We start from the raw sequence: 22879 nt of genomic DNA on the forward strand, positions 1-22879 counted from the left end.
ATGAATCCTCCAGCTTGTTTACAAAATATAACATATGCGGCTGAAAATGCGCAATCGCAACATCTTGTGCGCTTTGTCGCGTTGCAGCGATTCAACGCTCCTGACACAATGCTGTCAGGAATCAAAAATGATTCCGGCGACTGGAAGGGCAGTGGTCGATCGATGACGAGCACGAATAACAGACGACGCAATGCACCGGCCATCGAATGGCCGACCGTGTTTCTGGCGTTTTTCTGTTACGGCACCTGGCTCGTCGCCGGCTCGCTCTTCTGGCCATCGTACCCGCTGTTGGCGCTCGCCGTTCTGGCGTTAGTCGCCGCACTGCAATCCTCGTTGGCTCACGAAGTCCTGCACGGCCATCCGACCCGCAATGCACAGCTCAACGAAGTTTTCGTCTTCCTGCCGATAGGCCTCGTCTGGCCGTTCCGCCGGTTCAAGACCATTCACCTGCACCACCATGCCGACGAACGGCTGACCGATCCGCTGGACGACCCCGAAAGCTACTACAAGGCGCTGTGGCACCATGACGAGTTGCCGCCGGCGATGAAATTTCTGCTGAAGATCAACAACACCATGGTCGGCCGCTTCGTGCTTGGCCCGTGGCTCTCCTGCATCGGCTTCTTCATCGACGATGCCAAGCAGATGCTTGCCGGCGACAAGGTGATCCGCAAGGCGTGGTTGCTGCACGCGATCGGCCTAGCCGTCGTGTTGCCGGTCGTGCAGTTCGGCTTCGGCATCCCGTTGTGGCTCTACATCCTGGTGCCGGTGTGGCTCGGCCAGTCGCTGATTTCGATCCGCACTTTCGCCGAGCACCAGTGGTCGGAGCATCCGGAAGGCCGCACGGTGATCGTCGAGCGTTCGCCGCTGTCCTTCCTGTTCCTCAACAACAATTTGCATTTCGTCCATCACAAGAGCCCGACGGTGGCCTGGTACCGGTTGCCGAAGTTGTTTGCCGACCGCCGTGACGAGTGGCTGCGGATGAACAATGGCTATGCCTATCCGAACTATTTCGCGCTGCTCAAGGCTTATGCGTTCAGGGCTAAGGAGCCGATCGTTCACCCCGTGCTGCGGCGCGCGCCGGAACCAGGCCGGGCGTTCAAGCCGCGCGTCAGGGCGCGCAGCCTCAATGGCCTTGGCAGCGCGCCGGTGCCGGCCGAGCCGCCGAAAGAATGAATTTTGCGGCATCGCCGCGGCGATAGCCAGGTGCGCGTCAATGGTCTCGTCAGTTTCTCAGCGTAACGATCAAAGTCCCGGCATGAGCGATTTCGTTGCCGCCTTGCCGATGTATGACTGGCCCGAAATGCGGAGCGAGGTCGATGCCCAATGGGCACGGCTGCGTGATGCCTTCCGGCAAAAAGGCATCGGCGCGCCGCAGACCATCGCTCGCGTCAATGCCGATCTGCGGCCTGTAGAAGGCGGCATCCGCGACGCCGCCGGAAAGGTTATCGCGCCCGATCCGGCGACGCTGCCGCCGGACGAACTGGATTTTCACGGCCTCTGGCTGCATCCGGCGCTGCTGTTCGCGCAGACCTGCTGGGGGCCGATGGAACTCGGCCTGTCGACGCATGTCCAGGTGATCGGCCAGCCGAATTACGATGCCTTCGAGGGCGGGCAGGGCGAACTCTATTCGAGCGCGCTCGTGATGCGGGCAGGTGAAGCGCCATCGGTTGGTTCACCGTCCGAAGGCAGCCCTCTCGTCCCGCTCGATATTCTGCGTGGCAAGCACTTTACCTTCAACAGCCTCGATTCGATGTCCGGCTTCATCGGGCTAACGCGCGACCTGGAAGCAATGGGCGAAAGCCTGGACATCTTTACGGCGCGCAGCGAAAGCGGCGGCCACCGTGCCTCGATCGTCGCCATCGCCGAGGGCCGTGCCGATGTCGCGGCCATCGACTGCAAGAGCTGGGCGCTGGCGCAACGCTTCGAGCCAGCGGCGCAAGCGGTGAAGGTCGTTGGCTGGACGGGAAGGCGAAAAGGCCTGCCCTTCATCACCGCCAGAACGACACCGGAGCCGGTCAAGAACATCCTCGTCGACCTGCTGATCTCTCTCGGAGCCGTCGGCACAACCGTTCGCTAACTCTGATTGGCAATAGATCCGGGCCTGGGCTGATCTTTACGCGACCGTCACCATGTGCGCGCAACCTGCGCGTGACTTCGCGGGGACAGCACCATGGCGGTGGCAACCATTCAGAGATGGACATTTCGGACCGTGCTGCTGGTCCTGGGGCTGGCGGCACTGCCATGTCTGCTCTTGCCGCAGATAGCCATCGTCGCGGCGATCAGCATCGTCGGCATCCCGCTCGCCCTGCTGATGGCGCTGATCCCGCCGGTGTTCCTGTTCCTGCTGTTGACATGGGCAATCAGCTTCGGGGTCCCGGGCCGATTAAACTGGTTGACGAGCCCGCTGATCGCGGTGGCACTGCTTGCGGTGCCGCCTTTCCTGATCAACAGGTCAATGGACCGGACCACGATGGCGCTGGTATCGGGCGACAACGACCGGATCGTGCGGCCGTTCCGGGCCGAGACGCTGGCGGTTCGCTCCGATCGGACAGCCTTCTGGACAAAGACCCAGACCCGCTGTGACGATTTCTGCATGCGTGCGCTGCTGACACGCAGCGCCCGGCGTATCATGGTAATGAGCTATCCCGCGGAGATGCCGGAGCCGGACTTTTCCTCCATCGCCCGGACCTTCCACATGGAGCGCCGGGCGTCATGTCCGCCAGTCGAGCTTGCCGATGTCCGCCTCCTTGATCTCGAAAAGAGTCCCACGGCGCGGAACGCACCCAAGGCTTCGGAGCGCATGCGGCTTGAGATCGCCAAGGGCAATTGCCTGATCGAATCCGAGGCGCCACTTGCCGAAGCTGACACGGTGGTCAGCGCCGGGCAGATCAAGCGTGGGGTGAACGACTACCAGGCAGGGCTCAATCCGACCGCCGATACAATCGCGGTCTACCGCATCTCTGTGCACAACAAGGACGGAGCAACCTTCTCCGAGGTCTACCGATGGACCGGCGTTGCTTCCTACCGGCTGCTGCCGCTGCTTTTGCCAAGCTATGTGACCGGCTATCAGTTCGATATTCGCATCGGCTTCCCGAGAACGCTCGACCTTACCTACATCGTCCAGTTCGCCGACCGGCCCGATTGGAGCGCATTCGTAACCGGCACGCTCGGCATGGAGCTTACGCTGCCAGCAGTCGACGACTCGAACGATGCGGCCGCGGTCCTTGCCGCAAAGCTCAGTCAGCCGGGCCCCATCGACGCCGTCACCAACTCGCTTGCCAATGATTTCTTTGACAGGCTGCGCGGTAGGCAGACTGCGTCGCAGCCCGATGTCGACCTCGCCATAGCAGCCCTGAACGACCGCCGGCTGGGCGTTTCAGACAGCGTCTTCGCAGCAGCGAAATATGCGAAGGACGTGGCGCCCGAGAGCATGGCGCGGCTTGCCGACGCGCTTTTCGCGCGGCTTTTCGAAATCGATATCAAGGTAAGCAAATTCGGCAACATCGAAGCACCGCAAGCTGGGCGCCTGGCCATAGCTATCCAGTCCCTGCCCGATCAAGTGATCCCGGAGCATCGTGCCGACCTCGAAAGGCTGGCAAAGGATACGCCCCGGCGCGTCGCCGCTTTTCAGGCTTTGACCAGGCTTTCCGTGTTCGGCGCCGACGCCATCCCGACGATGCTCTATCTGATCGACGACGCGGCGCTGCAGCCGCTCGACAAGGGCAATTTCTGGCAGCATTCCTATCTGGCAGGAGTGCAAGGCCTCTGCCGCCTCGGCGAGCGAGGCGCTCCCGCCATCGAGCCATTGCTGGAGCGTATCCGGGCGGGGATCATCCCGCTGCATGCCAGCTATGGCGACTTGGCGATCAACACGTTGGCCGGCATGGGCGCCGACAAGGCTACGCTCCTGCAAGCCTTTCCGGCCAAGGATCGGAACTCCAATCGAGCGCGGTTCGACCGCGTTTTCGACAAGGCCAGGCGCAAAATCGACTGCGGCTACTGAGCTTTCCGCCCTTCAGCCGACGAGCAGTCGCTCATCCAGCGGGTAGCTTGAAAGCTGCTCGTTGCCGGTTTCGGTGATCAGGATCTGGTCCTCGATCTTGACGCCTTCGCGTCCGCCGAGCCGGCCGATGTAGCTCTCGACGCAAAGCACCATGCCTGACACAAGCACGCCGTCGGGCGTGTCGTCGGTCCAGTCGATCGCATGCGGCAGCGTCGGGTATTCGTCGGCCAGGCCGACGCCGTGATAGAGCACGCCGTAGCGCGTCGGGAAGCAATCACCAGGCGGCACCGCCGATCGCTCGACTAGGTCGCGGAACGAAGTGCCCGGCTGCATCAGGCCAATGTTGTGGGCGATCTGGTCGGCGGCGGTGCGAAACAGGTCGCCTTGCTCGGTGGACGGCTCGGTTTCGCCGCAGAGCCAGGTGCGCGACAGGTCGGCGCAGAAGCCGTAAGGGCCGATCAGATCGGTATCGAAAGCGACGAGATCGCCGGCTTCGATCATTCGCGACGAGCATTCCTGGAACCACGGATTGGTGCGCGGGCCGGACGTCAAGAGCCGGGTCTCGACCCATTCGCCGCCACGCGCAATGTTGCCGCGGTGGAGTTCGGCCCATAATTCGTTCTCGGAAATTCCTGGCCGCAACGCTGCTTCCATCTCGCCCATAGCCGCCTCGCAAGCGACGATCGACCGGCGCATGGCCAGGATTTCGTCGGGCGATTTGATCAGACGCGCATTTTCCATCAGCGCTTCGCCATTGCCGATGGAGATGCCGAGGCGGGCGAGTTCCTCGACGCCCTCAGGATTGATGTGATCGACGGCGATGCGGCTGATACCGCCGCCATGTTCCCTCACCAGATCGGCTATGCCGGCCGCCCAGCGGCGGGTCTTCTGCTCGGTCAGCTCGCCGCTATAGAGATACATCCACGACACAGCCGGCCGCACCTCGTCGACGACGCCGGAGTGGTCGGAAAGGTGCTCGCAGGAGAAATAATCGAACAGCACCACCGGGCCTTCGGTGGCAACGAAACAATGCCTTGTCGGATTGTGCGCGACCCAGAGCTGCATGTTGGTCGAGTCGGTCGCATAGCGGATGTTGATCGGATCGTAGAGCAGGGCTCCCGCATAGTCGCGGCGCTTCAGCTCGGCGCGGATGCGGTCGAGCCGGTATTGGCGCATGGTGGGCAGGTCGGGAGCAGCAATACCGGCAGATTGCCACTCGGCTTCCGCCAGTGCGCCGTAGCCAAGCACATGCTGGTTGAGTTCAGCGGCCTTCTGCCGCGACTTCAGGCGCAACGCGTCGATAGAGTCCGCTTCGTCCGGCTCGAACGGCATGATCTTGCGGTGGCGACCGAACCGTCGCTCGACGCCTGGCTCGCTCACTTTCCTATCCTCCCGATCTCAATCGGCCGCAGGAGCATTGGCATTTCGCTTTTTCAACTTGACGACGGTCACAAGCCTGCCGTCGCTCGAACCGAGAAATTCGGGAACCCTGAGGCTGCGGCGTTCATTGTCCAGGATGAAACCCGCCTGGCTGATGCGGTCCAGGATTTCCGGTTCCGGGCTTGGCCTGTCGAGCCAGATCAGAACGGCGGGCTCCTGCAGCAACGCGGCGAAACCCGGCACCTCTTCTCCGAGGACGACAAGGTCTGGGTCGACGAGCCTGAGATTGCCCACCCAGTGCCAGTCCGACATGACCGTCTTGACTGCGCCATCTGCGGTCAGATCATGATACAGCGTCGGGTAGTCTAGACGGACGACGCGTCCCTGGCCCTTTCCGCCATAGACCTGATAGGCCCATGTCGCCGGCAAGATCAGTATGGCCAGTGTGGCTGCAACGGTGATGGTGAGGTTTTGCGCCGTCCTGCCTTTGTCGCCGAGGGTGTCCATGCGGGCGGCGAAGGCGGCAGGCAAAAAAAGCAGGACCGGCAACAACCAGCGCGCCTTGAACGTGGTGGCGCCGCTGGCGATCACCAGGACAATGGTGATGCAGAGCCCGAAGCCGAGAATGCGCCACAATAGTTTTTCCGAATCTGGAAGCCGTTGGCGGAGCGTCGATGGACTGACCCGTCCCACCAGCATCGCCACTGCGAAAATAACGACCGGCAGGATGGCAAAATTCATTACGGCATCGCCAAAGCCGATGATGCCTTTCAACGCGACGAGCAAAGCACCGTCGCCTTCATTGATGCCGAACTTATAGCTGCGCGCCAGCAATTCGCTCGGATGCGTGGCGGTCCAATACAATGTCGGCAGGCAGACCAGCAGCGCCAAGGCCATACTGATCATGATTTGCGGACGCAGGATGACCTGGCGGGTCTCGCGCAGCGATAAGGTCGCCGCCAGCATCGCGGCAATCAGGATGAAAAGATTGTATTTCGCCAGCACAGCCGCACCGATCGCCAGGCCGAACAAGGCATAGGTCAGCAGCGATTTGCGCTGCAGAAGCTCGACGAGCGCAAGCAGCAGCAGCCCCGAAAAACAAAAGGCGGCAATGGTATGCGATAAGGTGTGCTGCATTTCCCAGACCAGCTGAGGAAACAGCAACAGACCTAGAATGGAGGCAACTGCGGTGCGCTGGGAATAGCCGAGTTTGCGCACCGCGACGAAGACCGACGTCAAGGCCACGAAAATCAGGGAATACTTCAGTAATTTAAGCGCGAAGATGTTGGTTCCGAAAACCGACGACGTCAACCAGCCGAGCCAGGAGTAAAGCGGCGGCTGCGAGCCGCCATAGCCGGCCCACAAAAACCGCATATACATCAGCTGTTCGGAGTCATCGACACCGACCCCGGTTCCCGCCCACAGGCTCGCCAGCGACAGCACGACGACCTGTGTGCAGCAATAAAGCGCGACCAACACGATCGCCGCGGGGAAACGGCCGATCCTGCCCTCGGCAAGCCATTCGGCCCATTTCATCGAATACTTCAAGGAGTTCTCATCGCCCGTGCCAGTTGCACCGGCTGCGCTAGCATGAGACCGTGCCCCGCACAATGTTGTAGCAGCCTTGGGATGGGCGGCGGCCTTGGGCAGCAACCCTGACCGCCTATGCCCGCATCTTCTCGCCACTCGGATCGAAAGGCGGCTCGACATTGATGCGGGCCGGCCGCCGGTGTCCGAGGATTTCAATCTCGAACAGTCCGGCGCTCTCGTTCTCGGCCAAGGCGGCCGGCACATAGCCCTGCGCCATCGATTTCTGGACGTAATGCGCATAGCCGCCGGAGGTGATCCAGCCGACCACGCGCCAGTCGCCGTCGACGATGCCGCGCACGGCCGAGGCGCCTTCCGCGGCCCTGGAGCCGCGCACTTCCTTGCCTGATATATCGAAGCGTGGCGCGCCATAGCCGTGCGGCTTTTCGACCGTGCCAAAATCCTTGCCGCCGACCTTGGCCCAGATCGGCTCGTCGCCCATCACGTCAGCATCCGCGGCATCTACGATGAAGGAGACACGGCGCCGTTTCGGCCCTTCTGTCTGTTCCTTGGCCGCCGCTTCGCGCCCGATGAAGTCGTTCTTCTCCAGCTTGATGAAGCGATCCATTGCTCCTTCGAACGGCCCGTAGATCGGGCGCAGCTCGCGAAACCAGGTCGGAAAATTCTTTTCCAGGCGCATCGAGAGCAAGGCGCGCATGCCGAAATTGACAAGGCCAAACTCTTCGCCGGCATCCTTGATCGCCTTGTAGACAAGGCGCTGGTAGGCCGGCGCCATCCAGATCTCGTAACCGAGATCGCCGGTATAGGTGATGCGATTGACCATGCAGGGCGCGCCGCCGACCGCCATCTCGCGGAAATCCATGAAGCGGAAAGCCTTGGTCGAGACATCCACGTCAACAAGCTTCTGCAGCAGATCGCGCGATCTCGGCCCGGCGATCGAGAGGCCGACAAGCGTCTGGTCGAAGCGGTGGATGCGGACGCTACCATCCCTCGGCAGGTGCTTCTCGAACCAGCGCATATGATATTTCTGCGCCGCCGACGAGCTCCAGATCATGAAGCGCTCTTCACCAGCCTTGGCGATGGTGAAGTCGCCGATCAGCCTGCCGAACTCGTTCAGCATCGGGGTCAGCACGATGCGGCCGATCTTCGGCATGCGGTTGGTCATCAGCCGGTTGAGGAAATCTTCCGATCCCGGCCCGGACACTTCGTATTTGGCGAAGTTGGCGATCTCGGTGACGCCGACCCTTTCGCGGGTCGCACGCACTTCCTCGCCGATCGGCCCGAAATCGTTGGAACGGTGGAACGAAACGATATCCTTCGGCTCCGTGCCTTTCGGCGCGAACCAGAGTGGCGTTTCGAGGCCCCACGAATCGCCCATGACGGCATTGTTGGCCAGCATCGTGTCGTAGAGCGGCGTCGTCTGAGCCGGGCGAGCAGCCGGCAATTCCTCGTTGGGAAAGCGTATGGAAAAGCGGCGCGAATAGTTTTCGCGCACCTTGGCATTGGTGTAGCGCAGGCTCGCCCATTCGCCGAAGCGAGCGACGTCCATGCCCCAGACGTCGAAGCCGGGGTCGCCATTGACCATCCAGTTCGACAGCGCCAGCCCGACGCCGCCGCCCTGCGAGAAACCGGCCATGACGGCGCAGGCGCACCAGAAGTTGGTCAGGCCCTGCACCGGGCCGACCAGCGGGTTGCCGTCCAGCGCGAAGGTGAAGGGGCCATTGATGATCTGCTTGATGCCGGCCTTCTCGATGCCGGGGAAATGCTTGAAGCCGATTTCGAGCGACGGCGCGATGCGGTCGATGTCGGGCTGCAGCAACTCGTGGCCGAAATCCCATGGCGTGTTGACTGGAGACCATGGCTTGCAGGCCTTTTCGTAGGTGCCGAGCAGGATGCCGTTGCGTTCCTGGCGGGTGTAGATCTCGCCCTTTAAGTCCATCACGCCGATCATCTCGCGGCCGGTCGACTTGTTGAATTCCTCGACCTCCGGCATCGGCTCGGTCAAAAGGTACATATGCTCCATGGCCAGCAGCGGCAGCTCGACACCGACCATGCGGCCGATCTCGCGCGCCCACAGGCCGCCGCAGTTGACGACATGCTCGGCCTTGACCGTGCCTTGCTCGGTGACGACATTCCAGGTGCCGTCGACTTCCTGCGTCAGCTCGACGACCCGGTTGCGCAGCACGATTTCGGCGCCGAGCTTCCTGGCGGCCTTGGCGTAGGCGTGGGTGGTTCCGGAAGGATCGAGATGGCCTTCGACCGGATCCCACATGGCGCCGACGAAATTCGTCTCGTCCATCAGCGGGAACATCGCCTTGGCCTCCGACGGTGTGATCAGCTCGGTGTCCATGCCGAGATAGCGGCCTTTGGCGTGGGCAAGGCGCAAAAAGTCCATGCGCTCGGGGGTGTCGGCCATCATCACGCCGCCGGTCAGGTGCAGCGAGCAGGACTGGCCGGAAAGCTCCTCGATCTCCCTGTAGAGCTGCACCGTATAGGCCTGCAGCTTGGCGACGTTGGGATCGCCATTGAGCGTATGGAAGCCGCCCGCTGCGTGCCAGGACGAGCCGGAGGTGAGCTCCGAACGCTCGATCAGCATGATGTCGGTCCAGCCGGCCTTGGCCAGATGATAGAGCACCGAGCAGCCGACGACGCCGCCGCCGATGACAACCGCTTTTGCATGAGATTTCATGAAGATAGTTCCGTTTTTGAAGAGATTGAATCGAGTGAGCGGGGCGTGAAAACAAAGCGGAGGTCGGATACAGCGATGTCTTCGGCCAGCCTGCCATCAAGCGCGGCAAGGATGGTTTCACAGACGGAAGTACGATGTTTCAGGACGTCATGGTTCCAAACACGCAGGATCGAATAACCTTGGGCGCGCATGAAATCGTCACGGCGGCGGTCATATGAACTGCCGGCATGTTGGTGTCCATCGACTTCAACGACAAGCCATTTTTCGCGGCAAGCAAAGTCTGCAAAAAAGGGGCCGATGGAGAACTGACCCGTAAAGCGGTAGCCGCCAAGCTTGCGCGCCTTTAGTTCAAGCCAAAGCAGTGCTTCCGCCTGATTGCCCGCTTGCCGAAGGCTACGCGCTCGCTTCGTTGTCCCTGTTTTGCGGCGACTGCGCGTTTCATGAACGGCTTCCCCCACTCCGTCGCCGCTTCGCGGCGCCACCTCTCCCCCCTCCGGAGGGAGAGGAAGGGTGCCAGCCGGAATCGCTTCGCGCCCTTCCTCTCCCCCGTCGATCGGGGGAGAGGTGTCGAGCGTAGCTCGACGGAGTGGGGGTCGACCGTTCATCAAATCCATACGAATGATCAGTTCATCAACGACACAATCATCAAAAATCGGTCGGCGCGCCGCCTTCGGACCGGCGTTTCTCGACGAAGGCGTTGAGCTCCTCGCGGATAGCCGGGTCCATGTAGGGCTCTTCATAGGTCGCCAGCCGCTCCTTCCAGACCCGATTGGCTTTTTCGATAGCCGTCGGCGATCCGGCTTCCGCCCAGGTCTCGAAATTGCGCCAGTCGGAGATGATAGGCGAATAGAAGGCGGTCTTGTAGCGGTCCTGGGTGTGCTGGGTGCCGAAGAAATGGCCGCCCGGACCGACCGACTGGATGGCGTCGAAGCCGAGAGCCTCCTCGGAGAGGTCGAGCGGGGTCAGGAATTCCGCCATCATCTGCAGCAGATCGATGTCCAGAATGGTCTTCTCGTAGGAGCAGCGCAGGCCGCCTTCCAGCCAGCCGGCCGCATGCATCATCAGATTGCCGCCGCCCTGGATGGCGCCCCATAGCGAGAACACGCTTTCATAGGCGGCCTGTGCGTCGACCGTGTTGGCGGCGCAGGTGTTGGAGGTGCGGTAGGGGATGTTGTAGCGGCGGGCGAGCTGGCCGCCGACCAATTGCGCCTTCATGTATTCCGGCGTGCCGAAGGCCGGCGCGCCGGACTTCATGTCGACATTCGAGGTGAAGCCGCCATAGCCGACGGGCGCGCCTTTGCGCACCATCTGGGCGAATGCAATGCCGGACAGCGCTTCGGCATTCTGCTGCACCAGCGCGCCGGCTATCGTCACCGGCGCCATGGCGCCCGACAGGGTGAACGGCGTCACGATGACGACCTGGCCCTTGCTCGACATCTGGATAATGCCTTCCATCATCGGCACATCGAGCTTGAGCGGCGAATTGGTGTTGATGATGGTGAACACCGACGGCTCTTCGAGCAGTTGCTCGTGGCTGATGCCGCGCGCGATCCTGGTGATCTCGATGCCGTCGACATTGCGCTCCTTGCCGAGCGAATAGATGTGGAACACCTTGTCGGTGAGCACGCTCAGATCGCGGATGCATTCGAGGTGCCGGACGGACGGATGGATGTCGATCGGCTCGACCGGATAACCGCCTGTGCAGTTCAGGATGTTGTGCATCTGCGCGAGCTTGAGGAAGTTGCGGTAGTCCTGCTGGTTGCCCGGCCGGCGGCCGCGGTCGACGTCGGAACAATTGGGCGCCGACGCCATCATCGAGATGATCAGATTGTCGCCGCCGAAGCGGACATTGTGCGCCGGATTGCGGGCGTGGATGGTGAACTCCGACGGACAATGCGAAACCAGTTCGAGGATCATGTCGCTGTCGAAGCGCACTCGCTCGCTGCCTTCGCGGACATCCGCGCCATGTGCCTTCATGATGCGCCTTGCTTCGTCGTGCAGCACGTCGACGCCGATTTCCCGCAGCACGCGCAACGAGGCGAGGTGGATCGATTCCAGCTCGTCGTCCGAGACCAGCTTCGTCGGCGTCAGCGGGATTTTCAGCTGACGGAAAGGCGGCTGCTCGAACGCCGCCGCTGCGCCGGCACGTTTGCCCGCGCGGCCGCCGCGACGGGCGCGATCGTTTGCCAATGCCGGTTCGGCGGGATGAAGGGCGGCGGTCATGACAAGCCTCGTACGCTGCGACAGTGCGGCGGCATAATGGACCGCCGGCTGTCCCGCCATTGCGGAGGCGGCGACCACTAGGACGAGGGAAGCGACATGTCGGAAGGGCAGCTGACCGATCGTTGGGCACACGCACGGAGCGGATGACGTGGCGCAGCAGATTTGCCCGGGCGGCCCTTCCTTTTCCCAAACCGAACCGCTAGCCGGGTAGCTTGCCGACCCCCCGAGGGTGGGCGATTCACAGGGATGGCGAATGGTCGCGACCGGTTCGAGCGATGGCGAGGCGGCAACGCAGTGGGCAGCGCTTGCCGGCGTCACTGCCGCTTTGGCCATGTTCGGCGCCGCGCAGGGGCTTAGCTATCCGCTGTTTACGCTGTTGATGCAGCGGCAAGGCATGTCTCCGGCGCTGATCGGTCTTTCCGCGGCGATGATGCCGGTTGGCCTCATCCTGTCGGCTGCGTTCGTGCCGGCGGCCGTCCGTCTGGTCGGCGCGCGCAACCTCGCCGTCGGCTGTTCGCTGGCCGGCGCGCTCTGCTTCTTAGGCATCGGCTATCTGCAGGATTGGGTGGCGTGGTTCATCATCCGCTTTCTCGTCGGCGTGGTCATCAATCCGCTCTATGTGCTTGGCGAGGTGTGGGCGCTGTCGCTGGCGCCGCCGACGCGCCGCGGCCGGGTGATGGGGGTGTTCAATACGCTGCTGGGCGCCGGCTACGCGGCGGGGCCGCTGATCCTGATCACGGTCGGCACATCGGGATGGCCTCCCTTCGTCGCGGCGATATCAGGCTTTGCGCTCTGTGCGCTGATCCTGCGCGCCGTCTCGTCCAAATTGACCGGTTTCGAGGATGACGGCCAGGTCTCGGGCGGCATCGTAGGCTTCGCCAAGCTGGCGCCGGCGCTGCTGCTGGCGGTCCTGGTTGCGGCCGCGGTCCAGCAGAGCACCTATGCGCTGATGCCTGTCTTCGGCACCGGCTACGGCTTGCCGGAAGCGACGCTGGCGGCGCTGGTGACGGCGCTGTCGGCCGGCAACATCCTGCTGCAGATTCCGCTTGGGCTGATGGCCGAGCGCTTCGGCGGCCGGGCGATGATCGTCTTTTGCGCGCTGGCGACGGCCGCTTGCGCGCTCTCGCTGCCGCTCCTGATCACGACGCCGCTGGTCTGGCCCGTGCTGGTGGTGATGGGCGCGGTCGGCTACGGCGTCTATACGATGGCGCTGGTCGAGCTAGGCAGCCGGTTCAAGGGAACAGCACTCGTCGCCGGCAACGCAGCCTTCGCGCTGATGTGGGGCGCTGGCGGCATTGTCGGCCCGCCCGGCGCCGGCGCGCTGATGCAGGGGATCGGTCCGCTCGGCCTGCCGGCGGTGATCGCTGGCCTCGATGCGCTGCTGATCGCGTTCGCGCTCTACCGGTCGTCCGGACGCCGGAACCGTTGAGCCGGCGATCCGTTGGCGCAAATGGTTTTTGCTGGCCGGCCCTTTCTTTCGCGGGACCGGACCGGTAGCTGGGTGACTAGCCGAGCAGATCTCCAATGCAGGGATGGCAGAATGGTTGCGACCGGCACCAGCGGCAACGAAACGGGAATGCCGTGGGCGGCGCTCACCGGGGTAATCGCGACCGTCTCGGTGTTCGCCATCGCGCAGGGGCTCTCCTATCCGCTGCTGAGCTTCATCCTGCAGCGACAAGGCATCTCGCCGGCCATGATCGGGCTGTCTGCGGCGATGACGCCGGTCGGCTTCATCGTCTCGTCGCCGCTCATCCCGGCGCTGGCGCGCCGATTCGGGGCAGGGCGCACGGCGCTCACCTGCGCAGCGCTTTCCGCGATCACGCTGGCGCTGATCGGTTGGACGCAGAATGTCTATCTGTGGTTTCCGCTGCGCTTCCTGATCGGCGTGGTGACCAATCCGCTCTATGTGCTGAGCGAGATCTGGGTGATCGCCCTGGCGCCGCCGGCGCGCCGCGGTCGCGTGATGGGGATCTATTCCACAGTCATTTCGGCAGGTTTCGCGGCCGGCCCGCTGTGCCTGCTTGCCGTCGGCACCGAAGGATGGCCGCCGTTTCTCGTCGGCATCGTCGCATTCGTTTTTTGCGGCGCCTGCCTGGCGCTGGTGCTGCGACGGCTGCCGAAGGTCGATGAGGCCGGGCACCGGGTTTCGGTCATGGGGTTCATGCCGATGGCATGGCTGCTGTTGTCGGCGGTCGTCGTCGCCGCCGGTTTCGAACAGGCGGTGCTGGCGCTGCTGCCGGTCTACGGGACCTATTACGGCATCGCCGAAGCCCGCATGTCGGCGCTGCTGTCGGTGATGATCGCCGGCAACATCGCCATGCAGGTGCCGCTCGGCCTGCTGGCGGAACGGCTGACGGCGCGTCTGGTGCGGTTTATCTGCGTGTCACTGACCGTGCTCGGATGCGTGCTGTTGCCGGTTCTCATCGAGACGCCGCTGATCTGGCCATGCGTCTTTATCTGGGGCGCGGTTTCCTACGGCATCTATACGATGTCGATCATCGAACTCGGCGAGCGCTTCACCGGCTCGGCGCTGGTCGCCGGCAACGCCGCCTTCTCGCTGATGTGGGGCGTTGGCGGCATCGCTGTACCGCCGCTGGCGGGCGGCGCCATGGATATTCTCGGTGCAGGCGGCCTGCCGATCACGCTCGGCGCGATTTGCCTGGCGCTGGCGGTTACAACCGTCATGCGGCGGCGGATCGTGTGAGCTACGTATCGGAGTAGCCTTAATTGCCTTGCTGTCTGAAAATAGCCCGGAGGTCACAATCGGCGTGGTGTTCAGGTGGATAGTATTTGCTTCGCAGCGTTCCTTGAATTTCAACAGCGCGATTAAAGTCTGGGATCAGTCCGACGCTGGAGAGTTCCGAGTTCGCGAATGCTTCCGGAAAGCCGCCGCAATTGGTTAGTGCGCTTGTTGAAACGTCCTGGTCCAGCAAGTCATAGCCGAGGAACGTGAATCCATTCCAATCAAGGTGGCGCACGTCCGTTGATGGCCTTCGGATCACGCCAAGGACGTTGAGATTGCTCGTATCGCCAACTCCGAAAGAAGGAAGTCCAGGTCCACAAAGAAGTTGAGCATGTTGTCTTCGTTAACAATGTGGGGCCAGTGGCTGTCCTTCGTCTCTGGTAGTGCGAATGCGCAGAGCATCCCGTCGAGCGTGACAACCTCGGTCAACTGGGTAAGGCCCGACCACTGAATGTACTCCTTCCACCCTGTGCCGTTGACCGGATCAAACTTCTCATTCGCAATGTAGAGACGTTGCATGAAGTTTCCTTCACCCCACGCAGAAGGCCTAGCTATACGGAGGCCGTTCATTTTACGTGTTTCAATTGAATCTCGATAGCGCCACGCCGATGTTTGTGGCACCGAACTCGACGAATTTTTCGGAGACCACATGACAAAGTCGATCGCACAGAAGCAGCAGGGTCCAGTTGGCGAGACCGAGGATCCCTTTCTCTGGCTGGAGGACAGGACAGGCAAGGAAGCGCTCGACTGGGTCCACCGTCAGAACGCGGTTACAACAGGTGAATTGCAGGATGATCCGTCCTACCAGGCCTCCTTCCAGACCGCGCTCGACCTGATGACGGCCGAGGACAACATTGCGGTCGGGTCTGCACTCAGCGGCCATGTCTACAATTTCTGGCAGGACAAGACCAATGTGCTCGGCCTCTGGCGGCGCACGACGGTCGCTTCCTACAAGACCGAGAAGCCGGATTGGGAGACGATCATCGGCTTCGATAATCTGTCCGCCAAAGAGGGCGTGAAATGGGTGTTCAGCGGCGCCAGCCGGCTTTACCCCGACTTCAGCCGCTGCCTGCTCAGCCTGTCGCCGGATGGTGGCGACGCCAGTGAGATGCGTGAATTCGACATCGACACCAAGTCCTTTGTCGAGGGTGGCTTTCGCGCGCCCGCCTCGAAATCGGGCTTCAGCTGGCTGGACAAGGACACCGTCATCGTTTCGGCCGCCTTCGAGGAGGACGAAAAAACCCAGTCCGGTTATCCACGCGTGGTCAAGCTTTGGCAGCGCGGCACCAGGCTGGAGGATGCGACGCCGATCTTCGAGGCGCAGAAGCAGGATCTCGCCGCCGGCGGTTCCCTCGAGTTCGACGGCGACAAGCGGCATCTGTTTCTGACCCGGACGCTCGACTTCTTTGCCTCGCACAGTTTTCTGCGTCTGCCTTCCGGCGAGAACAGGCGCTTCCCGCTGCCGGACGACGTCACCGACACGGCGCTGTTCCGGGATCAGTTCGTCTTCGGGGTGCGTAGCCCGTGGACGGCGCCGGATGGCACGCTGTGCCAGCCTGACGGCCTCTATTCGCTGGATTTCGCGCGCTGGATCGAAACCGATGCGTTGGGACCAATCGATGCCGTGCTCGAGCCGGCGCATCGGGTTTCGATCGCCGGCATTGCCCGCACGCAGGACCGGTTGTTCATCAACCTGATGGACAATGTGCGCGGCAAGGTCGTCGTCTGCGAGCGCGATGACGGCCGCTGGTCGCTGAAGCCTGTCGCGCTGCCGGAGAATGGCAATGTCGGCATCGCCCATGCCGAACATTTCGGCTCCAGCGTCTCCTTCTCCTTCACCGATTTCCTGACGCCGAGCTCGATCATCTGGTCGGACGACGATGCTGCGACGCTGACAACAGTGAAATCGCAGCCGGCGCGTTTCGATGCTTCGTCCCTTGTGTCGGAACAGTTCGAGGCACGCTCGAAAGACGGCACCATGATCCCTTACTTCGTCGTCAGGCAACGCGACCAGGACGGTCCGGTGCCGACATTGCTTTATGGCTATGGCGGCTTTGAAGTGCCGCTGCTGCCCGGCTATGCCGGCGTGCGCGGCAGGCTGTGGCTGGAAAAGGGCAATGCCTATGTGCAGGCCAATATCCGCGGCGGCGGCGAGTTCGGTCCGAACTGGCACCAGGCTGCGCTCAAGGCCAATCGCCAGAAGGCCTTCGACGATTTCGCCGCGGTCGCGCAAGACATCGTGAAACGCGGCGTCGCCACGCCGGCGACGCTCGGCATCCAAGGCGGCTCGAATGGCGGCCTGCTGACCGGCGTTTCGCTGACCCAGCATCCCGAGCTTTTCGGTGCGGTGATTATCGACGTGCCGCTGCTCGACATGCTGCGCTACACCGAGCTGCCGCCTGGCGCCTCCTGGATGGCCGAGTATGGCGATCCGGCTAAGCCGGAAGACGCCGCGTGGCTGGCGGCTTACTCACCCTATCAGCATGTGAAGGCCGACGCTGCCTATCCGCCGGTGCTGCTAACGACATCGACCGCCGACGACCGCGTCCACCCCGGCCACGCGCGCAAGATGGCCGGGCGGCTGCAGGCTGCCGGCCATGCGAAGACGCTGTTCTTCGAGGAGACCGAGGGCGGCCATGGCGGGCGCGGTGATCGCCGGCCGCAAGCGGCACAGGCCGCAATGAAGTATGTTTTCCTGCAACGTGCGCTGACCAGCACCGCTTGAACGGAACGACTTGAACTGATCGCATCAGGCGGCATAAGGTGCTGCATGGCTCGGATGGGGACATGTTGCGCGTTTGGGGTGGCGGTGACGCCGTCGCCGCGCACGCTTCGCGCCGAGCTTTTGCGGCTTTGCGCTCGCATCGGCTATTCGCCACCCGCGCTCCTCTGACGAATCCGCCCCGGCTGCAAAACGCCGGATTGGTTCAAGAGGAAAGATCAGACATGACTTACCAGAATTATTCGCTGAAGCAGCTTCAGCAGATCGATGCTGCGCATCACCTTCATCCGTTCACCGATCACAAGGAGATGCGCGAGGCCGGCTCACGCATCATCACTCACGCCAACGGTCCGTTCATCTACGATTCCGAAGGCACGGAAATCCTCGACGGCATGGCCGGGCTGTGGTGCGTCAACATCGGTTACGGCCGCGATGAGCTGGCCGACGCGGCTTACGCCCAGATGAAGGAATTGCCCTACTACAATTCCTTCTTCAAATGCTCGACACCGACGCCGGTGCTGCTGGCAAAAAAGCTGGCGGAACTGGCGCCGAAGCACGTCAACCAGGTGATCTACGGCTCGTCCGGTTCGGAGGCCAACGATACGGCGCTGCGCCTTGTCCGCCACTATTGGGCACTGGAAGGCAAGCCGGAGAAGAACCGCATCATCTCGCGCAAGACCGCCTATCACGGCTCGACCATCGCCGGCGCCTCGCTGGGCGGCATGGAGCCGATGCACAAGCAGCTCAACGGCGCGGTTCCCAACATCGTGCATGTGATGATGCCCTATGCCTACGAGCTGGCTCTGCCCGGTGAAAGCGACCATGATTTCGGCCTGCGCGCGGCCAAGGCCGTCGAGGACGCCATCCTCGAAGCCGGTGCCGACAAGGTCGCCGCCTTCATCGGCGAGCCGGTGATGGGGGCAGGCGGCGTGAAGATACCGCCGATGAGCTATTGGCCGGAAGTGCAGCGCATCTGCCGCAAATACGATGTCCTCCTGATGCTGGACGAGGTCATCACCGGCTATGGCCGCACCGGCGAGTGGTTCGCAGCTCAGACCTTCGACATCGAGCCCGATACCATCACCACCGCCAAAGCGCTGACCTCCGGTTATCAGCCGCTGTCGGCGCTGCTGGTCGGTGATCGCATCGCCGCGACGCTGGTCGAGAAGGGCGGCGAGTTCAATCACGGCTATACTTATGCCGGCCACCCCGTGGCCTGCGCTGTGGCGCTGAAGAACCTCGAGATCATGGAGCGGGAAGGTTTGGTCGATCGGGTCAAGAACGACACTGGACCCTATTTCGCCAAGGCGCTGCAGGAGCACATTGGCGGTCACGATCTGGTCGGCGAAGTGCGCTCGATCGGGCTGATGGGGGCGATCGAGATCGTCAGGGACGAGGCGACCAAGGAGCGCTTCCTGCCGGCCGGAAGCGCGGCCGTGCTTGTCCGCGACCACGCAGTTGCGCAAGGCATGATGCTGCGCGCCACCGGCGACACGATGATCCTGTCGCCGCCGCTGATCTGGACGCGCGAGACAATCGACATGGCTTGCGGCCGCATCGCCAAGGCGCTTGATCTGGCCCAAGCGGATTTGCGCAAGCGGTAGGGTAAAACGATCGCCGGGTGTCCTGCAGCCAGACGCCCGGCGTTTGAATGCCGCATTCTGCCGAAGATCTCGCCAGGCGAGGATCGGCCGTGAGTTTGGCAATCAGGTCTCCTACACCCTGAGCACGAACCCCAAGAAGGTCAGCTTCCAGAAGCATTCGATGGGTCATCGACCGCAACATCAATCTGATGCGCGCCGTGTCGGTCCTGCCCCAGGGTCGACGGGCTGTCCTGCGAGTATCAACCGGAGGAGCCGCTCACCAAGGGTCGCTACGAGGAATGCGGCCGCGACGCGCCGTATTTACCTTAACGTGCGAGAAGTAGAGAGACATCGACACGAGGCGCGAAAAAGCAACGCCAATACAGCTGATTGGTTACGACGTAGGTATTCTCGCAGATATGGTATTGGCCGTCCGGGGATTCCTGTACACGGTCCCGTGGGATGGTGAAATTATGCGGCAAATAAGTGTAACCGCCGTCTATCCTGGACCGCACCGAAGACCGAGGTATGGCGCGGCAATCAGAACCACCGCAACACCTGAATTTCGTCTCTGGGTCAATCTTGTCTTCGTACCAATCATGGGCGTTAGCGGCCGTTGCGGCGGCGATACACATTGCCGTGAAGATGAACCTTCGCATGGCATTCCCTCAGGGATTTGGCAGGCGCTGCTCGTTCGAACGTCCTTTTATATTAGCGTTCCGTTAAAAACGCCATTAGCCTCCGACTGACTAACGCAGCTCCAGAAAGCGACGCTCGCAAGGTGTGCGGACCGTCCTAACGATCTGCTCTGTATCCTTGTTTCTATCGCCCGGTTGCTCTGTGACAGATAGGCGCTTTATGATGGCTGCTTGAAGCGCCGATCGGGCCCGTTGTCGGAGCGGCTCATTGTGCGGGAGGGACGCTATGGCCCGGCAGGAGCAATGGCAGCTGGAAGGTAGCGCCGCGGAACTCTACGAGCGCTACCTGGTTCCGGCAATCACAGCCCTGTGGGCTGCCGACCTGGTGGATCGTGCTGCGCCTCGATCTGGTGAGCGGGTTCTGGACGTAGCTTGCGGCACAGGCGTGGTGGCACGCTCGGCGGCCGAGCGTATGGGAAGTGGGCAGGTCATCGGCCTCGACATCAACACGGGCATGCTTGCCGTTGCTCGATCGCTCCCTAGCGGCGCTGGACCGCGTATTGACTGGCACGAGGGAAGCGCGCTCGAGATGCCGTTCCCTGACTCCACCTTCGATCTGGTTCTTTGCCAGCTCGGACTGCAGTTTTTTCCGGACCGATCGAGTGCGCTGCGTGAGATGTTCCGGGTTCTGGTGGCTGACGGCCGACTGGCCTTAAGCGTTTTCAGCGCTATTGAGCATACTCCTGCGGCAAAGGCGCTGGCGGATGCCCTGGATCGGCATCTCGGTCCAGGCGCTTCGGCGACGAAACGGTCCGAGCATTCACTCGCCGACGCGGACGAGCTTTACCGATTTGTGACCGGGGCGGGATTTCGTCAGGTGACCATCCACACGACGACACAGAACATCCGATTCCCCTCGTCAAAGGAATATGTGCGACTACAGCTGGCAGCGACTCCGCAGGCTGGGCTGGTCAGCGGAATGGATGCCGGACAACGGGACGTAGTCATCGCAGCGATCATGGGGGATGTAAGTTCCTCGCTGGCAATCTATTCAACTGGAGGGGAGCTGACATTCCCCCAAGAGGCTCACGTCGTGCTCGCACGCAAATAGTGCAGCTGACGCGGTGGTCGTCGACGTAGGTCAGGACCGCCGCCACCAGGCCGACGATCATCTGCCATCGGGGCCGGCGATGCGCCCGAAGTTGTCGGCCAAGCCGCCATCGCCAAGCCATCGAGCAGACGTCGGACTTAGTTCGCAGTGCGCGCGGCGCGGGCTGCTTTCTTGCTGCCCTTGCCCCAGGCCCGCCCGGCGGACTTCACTTTTTGTCTCGGGCAGCGCCGCTTTGCTCAATGTCGTGCTGCGTTTCGGTAGGCGCGCCGGCGCCCGAGAAATCGCACAAGCAAGTTCCGTCTGCTCTTACGCTGGACAAGATCGACGTCGCTGACAAGCTTTGCGCCGCCCTCGCGCCGCTCCAATGTGATCTTGCGGCTATGGAAGGCTTCCAACTCGGCGCGATGCGCTACGCTTATGATGGTGACCTTCGGCAATTCGTGAATGATCATCTCCATCATCTTGTCCTGACTCTTTTCATCGAGTGCTGACGTTGCTTCATCCAGCACGATGATATCGGGGCTGTGCAGCAGAAGACGTGCGAAGGCGAGCCGCTGCTTTTCGCCACCCGACAAGGTCTGGTCCCATGGCGCGTCGTCCTCGATCTTGTCGTTCAGATAATCGAGTCCGACCTTGTTGAGGGCAGCCTTGATCTTACCCAGCGTCCAGCGATCGGCGGCGCCTGGATAGGCGACTGCGCGGCGAAGCGTCCCGGTAGGTACGTAAGGCCTTTGCGGCAGCATGAACAGCCGTCTGTCGGCGCGGATGTTGACGCTGCCGCCACCCCACGGCCACAGACCTGCGATGGCCCGCACTAACGTACTCTTGCCTGAGCCGGATTCGCCGGCAACGAGCACCCGCTCGCCTGGTTCGATCACGACCCTAGTTTCCTTGACCACGGCGGTGCCGTCGTCGAGCGACACGGACAGATTGTTCAGGCTGAGCATCGCATCGCCTGCAGTTTCGCCGCGCTTTATGCGTCCCAGTGTGTTGCTCTGTTCCGCGCGCTCGAGTCCGTCGAGTGACATCATCAGTGAGGCGATGCGCCGTGCGCAGGCGTTCCAATCGGCGAGACGGGGGTAGTTGTCGACCAGCCATCCGAACGCGCCCTGCACGATGGCAAAGGCAGAGGCAGCCTGCATTACCTGTCCAAGTGTCATGCTGCCTTCGAGAAACTTTGGAGCGCAAAGCAAAACGGGCACGACAGGCGCAAACAAACTTGCCCCCTGCGACACCAGCGCTGTGCGCATGTGCTGGCCTGTAAGAAGCGCCCATTGCTTGAGCACATGGGCGAACGTCTTGCCGATGCCGCTACGCTCCTCCTCCTCGCCACCGAGCAATGCTATACTCTCGCCGTTTTCCCGCACCCGCGTCAGCGTGTAGCGGAATTCGGCTTCCGCCTGATTTTTTTCCTCGGAGAGGCGGACGAAGTGGCGGCCAATGACCGCCATCGAGGTGGATGTGATCGCGGCATAGGTTACCGCGGTGATGACGAGAAAGCCGGGAATGGTCACGGTCGAACCTGCGATCGTCAGGGTCAAGGCCCCACCGATCGTCCAGAGCACCACGATGAAGGTCGAGGCCGACAGAAACGCGTTGATGACGCCGGCGATGAAATCGACCGGAGATTCGGTGGCAATCCGCAAATCCTCGGTGATGCGGGCTTCGGGGTTCTGGTGATCGCCGCCGACGAGGTTCAACTGAAAGTAGCGGCCGCTTGCAAGCCAACGCGCGATGACCGCGGTGGCGAGCCAGGAACGCCAGCGGCGCTGAATCGTCATGCGAAGGAAGACTTGCGCAACGACAAGGCTGCCGCTTCCGAGCACGAGCGGCACGAAAACGGCGCTCAGGATATAAACGGTGCGGGCATTGCGTTGCTCAAGGGCGTCGAAAATTGCGCGGTTCCAGACATTGATCCCATACTGGAAGCCGACATTGATGATGATCAGGACCAAGAGCCCGATCGTGAACGGCCATGCGAGCCTATCGCCTCCGCGGCCCCAATAACCGCGCGCGCTGATCCAGAAACGCCTCAGCAAGTATCTCTTGCGTGCCTGCTCGGCCTCCTCAGGAGTGAGCTCTGGATCGGGTTCGATGAAGTCCGGCGGCGGGGCCGCGCCGGCGACCTCAGACGCGACTTCGACAGTCGATTGCTTCTCCTGGCGCGACTTCTCGGCATCGCGCGATTTGGAGATCGATTTCGGCTTGAATTTAGCCTCGGACATACCGGCGATAACGG

General features: G+C 62.2%; 14 protein-coding genes and 1 pseudogene. 8 read left to right on the plus strand and 7 right to left on the minus strand.

Annotated features, from left to right (window positions below):
• Window positions 1–162 precede the first annotated feature (162 nt).
• The 3 genes from EN885_RS22010 to EN885_RS22020 all read left to right on the plus strand — a co-directional run bounded on the left by EN885_RS22010 (window position 163) and on the right by EN885_RS22020 (window position 4003).
• Window positions 163–1173, plus strand: coding sequence for a fatty acid desaturase (locus EN885_RS22010; RefSeq protein ID WP_164897892.1), 1011 nt, complete (start codon window positions 163–165; stop codon window positions 1171–1173).
• Between the two features lie 82 nt (window positions 1174–1255).
• Entirely contained in the window at window positions 1256–2077 is an 822-nt protein-coding gene (locus tag EN885_RS22015; protein WP_128242653.1) for a PhnD/SsuA/transferrin family substrate-binding protein, read from the plus strand.
• 93 nt (window positions 2078–2170) lie between these two features.
• Window positions 2171–4003 (plus strand): hypothetical protein, encoded by a 1833-nt coding sequence (locus EN885_RS22020; RefSeq protein ID WP_128242652.1) that lies wholly within the window; start codon window positions 2171–2173, stop codon window positions 4001–4003.
• A gap of 12 nt (window positions 4004–4015) precedes the next feature.
• On the opposite strand, the gene EN885_RS22025 is transcribed toward EN885_RS22020, so the two are convergent.
• The 5 genes from EN885_RS22025 to EN885_RS22045 all read right to left on the minus strand — a co-directional run bounded on the left by EN885_RS22025 (window position 4016) and on the right by EN885_RS22045 (window position 11843).
• Window positions 4016–5335, minus strand: a complete 1320-nt coding sequence (locus tag EN885_RS22025) for a Xaa-Pro peptidase family protein (RefSeq protein WP_128242690.1) — start codon at window positions 5333–5335, stop codon at window positions 4016–4018.
• A gap of 66 nt (window positions 5336–5401) precedes the next feature.
• Window positions 5402–6931: a glycosyltransferase family 39 protein gene (locus tag EN885_RS22030; protein ID WP_245493122.1), complete on the minus strand. Its 1530-nt coding sequence runs from the start codon at window positions 6929–6931 to the stop codon at window positions 5402–5404.
• 115 nt (window positions 6932–7046) lie between these two features.
• A complete protein-coding gene (locus EN885_RS22035; protein WP_128335217.1) occupies window positions 7047–9620 on the minus strand; it encodes an FAD-dependent oxidoreductase in 2574 nt (857 codons plus the stop codon).
• Window positions 9617–10078 (minus strand): DUF559 domain-containing protein, encoded by a 462-nt coding sequence (locus EN885_RS22040; protein ID WP_245493123.1) that lies wholly within the window; start codon window positions 10076–10078, stop codon window positions 9617–9619. Before EN885_RS22040 ends, EN885_RS22035 begins: the two co-directional genes overlap by 4 nt.
• 187 nt (window positions 10079–10265) lie before the next feature.
• Window positions 10266–11843, minus strand: coding sequence for a trimethylamine methyltransferase family protein (locus tag EN885_RS22045; protein ID WP_128242649.1), 1578 nt, complete (start codon window positions 11841–11843; stop codon window positions 10266–10268).
• A gap of 253 nt (window positions 11844–12096) precedes the next feature.
• Between EN885_RS22045 and EN885_RS22050 the strand changes: the two genes are divergently transcribed.
• The gene (locus tag EN885_RS22050) at window positions 12097–13272 is read left to right on the plus strand and encodes an MFS transporter (protein ID WP_128242648.1); all 1176 of its coding nucleotides are present in this window, start codon (window positions 12097–12099) and stop codon (window positions 13270–13272) included.
• A gap of 111 nt (window positions 13273–13383) precedes the next feature.
• A complete protein-coding gene (locus EN885_RS22055; RefSeq protein ID WP_128242647.1) occupies window positions 13384–14547 on the plus strand; it encodes an MFS transporter in 1164 nt (387 codons plus the stop codon).
• A 294-nt stretch (window positions 14548–14841) separates the two neighbouring features.
• Here the strand turns inward: EN885_RS22055 and EN885_RS34320 are convergent, their stop codons facing one another.
• Window positions 14842–15105: a hypothetical protein gene (locus EN885_RS34320; protein ID WP_245493124.1), complete on the minus strand. Its 264-nt coding sequence runs from the start codon at window positions 15103–15105 to the stop codon at window positions 14842–14844.
• 130 nt (window positions 15106–15235) lie between these two features.
• Between EN885_RS34320 and EN885_RS22065 the strand changes: the two genes are divergently transcribed.
• The 3 genes from EN885_RS22065 to EN885_RS22080 all read left to right on the plus strand — a co-directional run bounded on the left by EN885_RS22065 (window position 15236) and on the right by EN885_RS22080 (window position 20640).
• Window positions 15236–17311 carry a prolyl oligopeptidase family protein gene (locus EN885_RS22065; RefSeq protein ID WP_128242646.1) on the plus strand — a complete coding sequence of 692 codons (2076 nt, stop codon included), beginning with the start codon at window positions 15236–15238 and terminating at the stop codon, window positions 17309–17311.
• Window positions 17312–17532: 221 nt separating this feature from the next.
• Window positions 17533–18912 carry an aspartate aminotransferase family protein gene (locus tag EN885_RS22075; RefSeq protein ID WP_128242645.1) on the plus strand — a complete coding sequence of 460 codons (1380 nt, stop codon included), beginning with the start codon at window positions 17533–17535 and terminating at the stop codon, window positions 18910–18912.
• Window positions 18913–19815: 903 nt separating this feature from the next.
• The gene (locus tag EN885_RS22080; RefSeq protein WP_128242644.1) at window positions 19816–20640 is read left to right on the plus strand and encodes a methyltransferase domain-containing protein; all 825 of its coding nucleotides are present in this window, start codon (window positions 19816–19818) and stop codon (window positions 20638–20640) included.
• 216 nt (window positions 20641–20856) lie between these two features.
• Here the strand turns inward: EN885_RS22080 and EN885_RS22085 are convergent.
• Window positions 20857–22865, minus strand: a pseudogene (locus EN885_RS22085) (ABC transporter ATP-binding protein/permease); the annotation flags it as partial.
• Window positions 22866–22879 lie beyond the last annotated feature (14 nt).

The organism is Mesorhizobium sp. M6A.T.Cr.TU.014.01.1.1, assembly GCF_004022765.1.
GTDB classification, from domain to species: Bacteria; Pseudomonadota; Alphaproteobacteria; order Rhizobiales; family Rhizobiaceae; genus Mesorhizobium; species Mesorhizobium mediterraneum.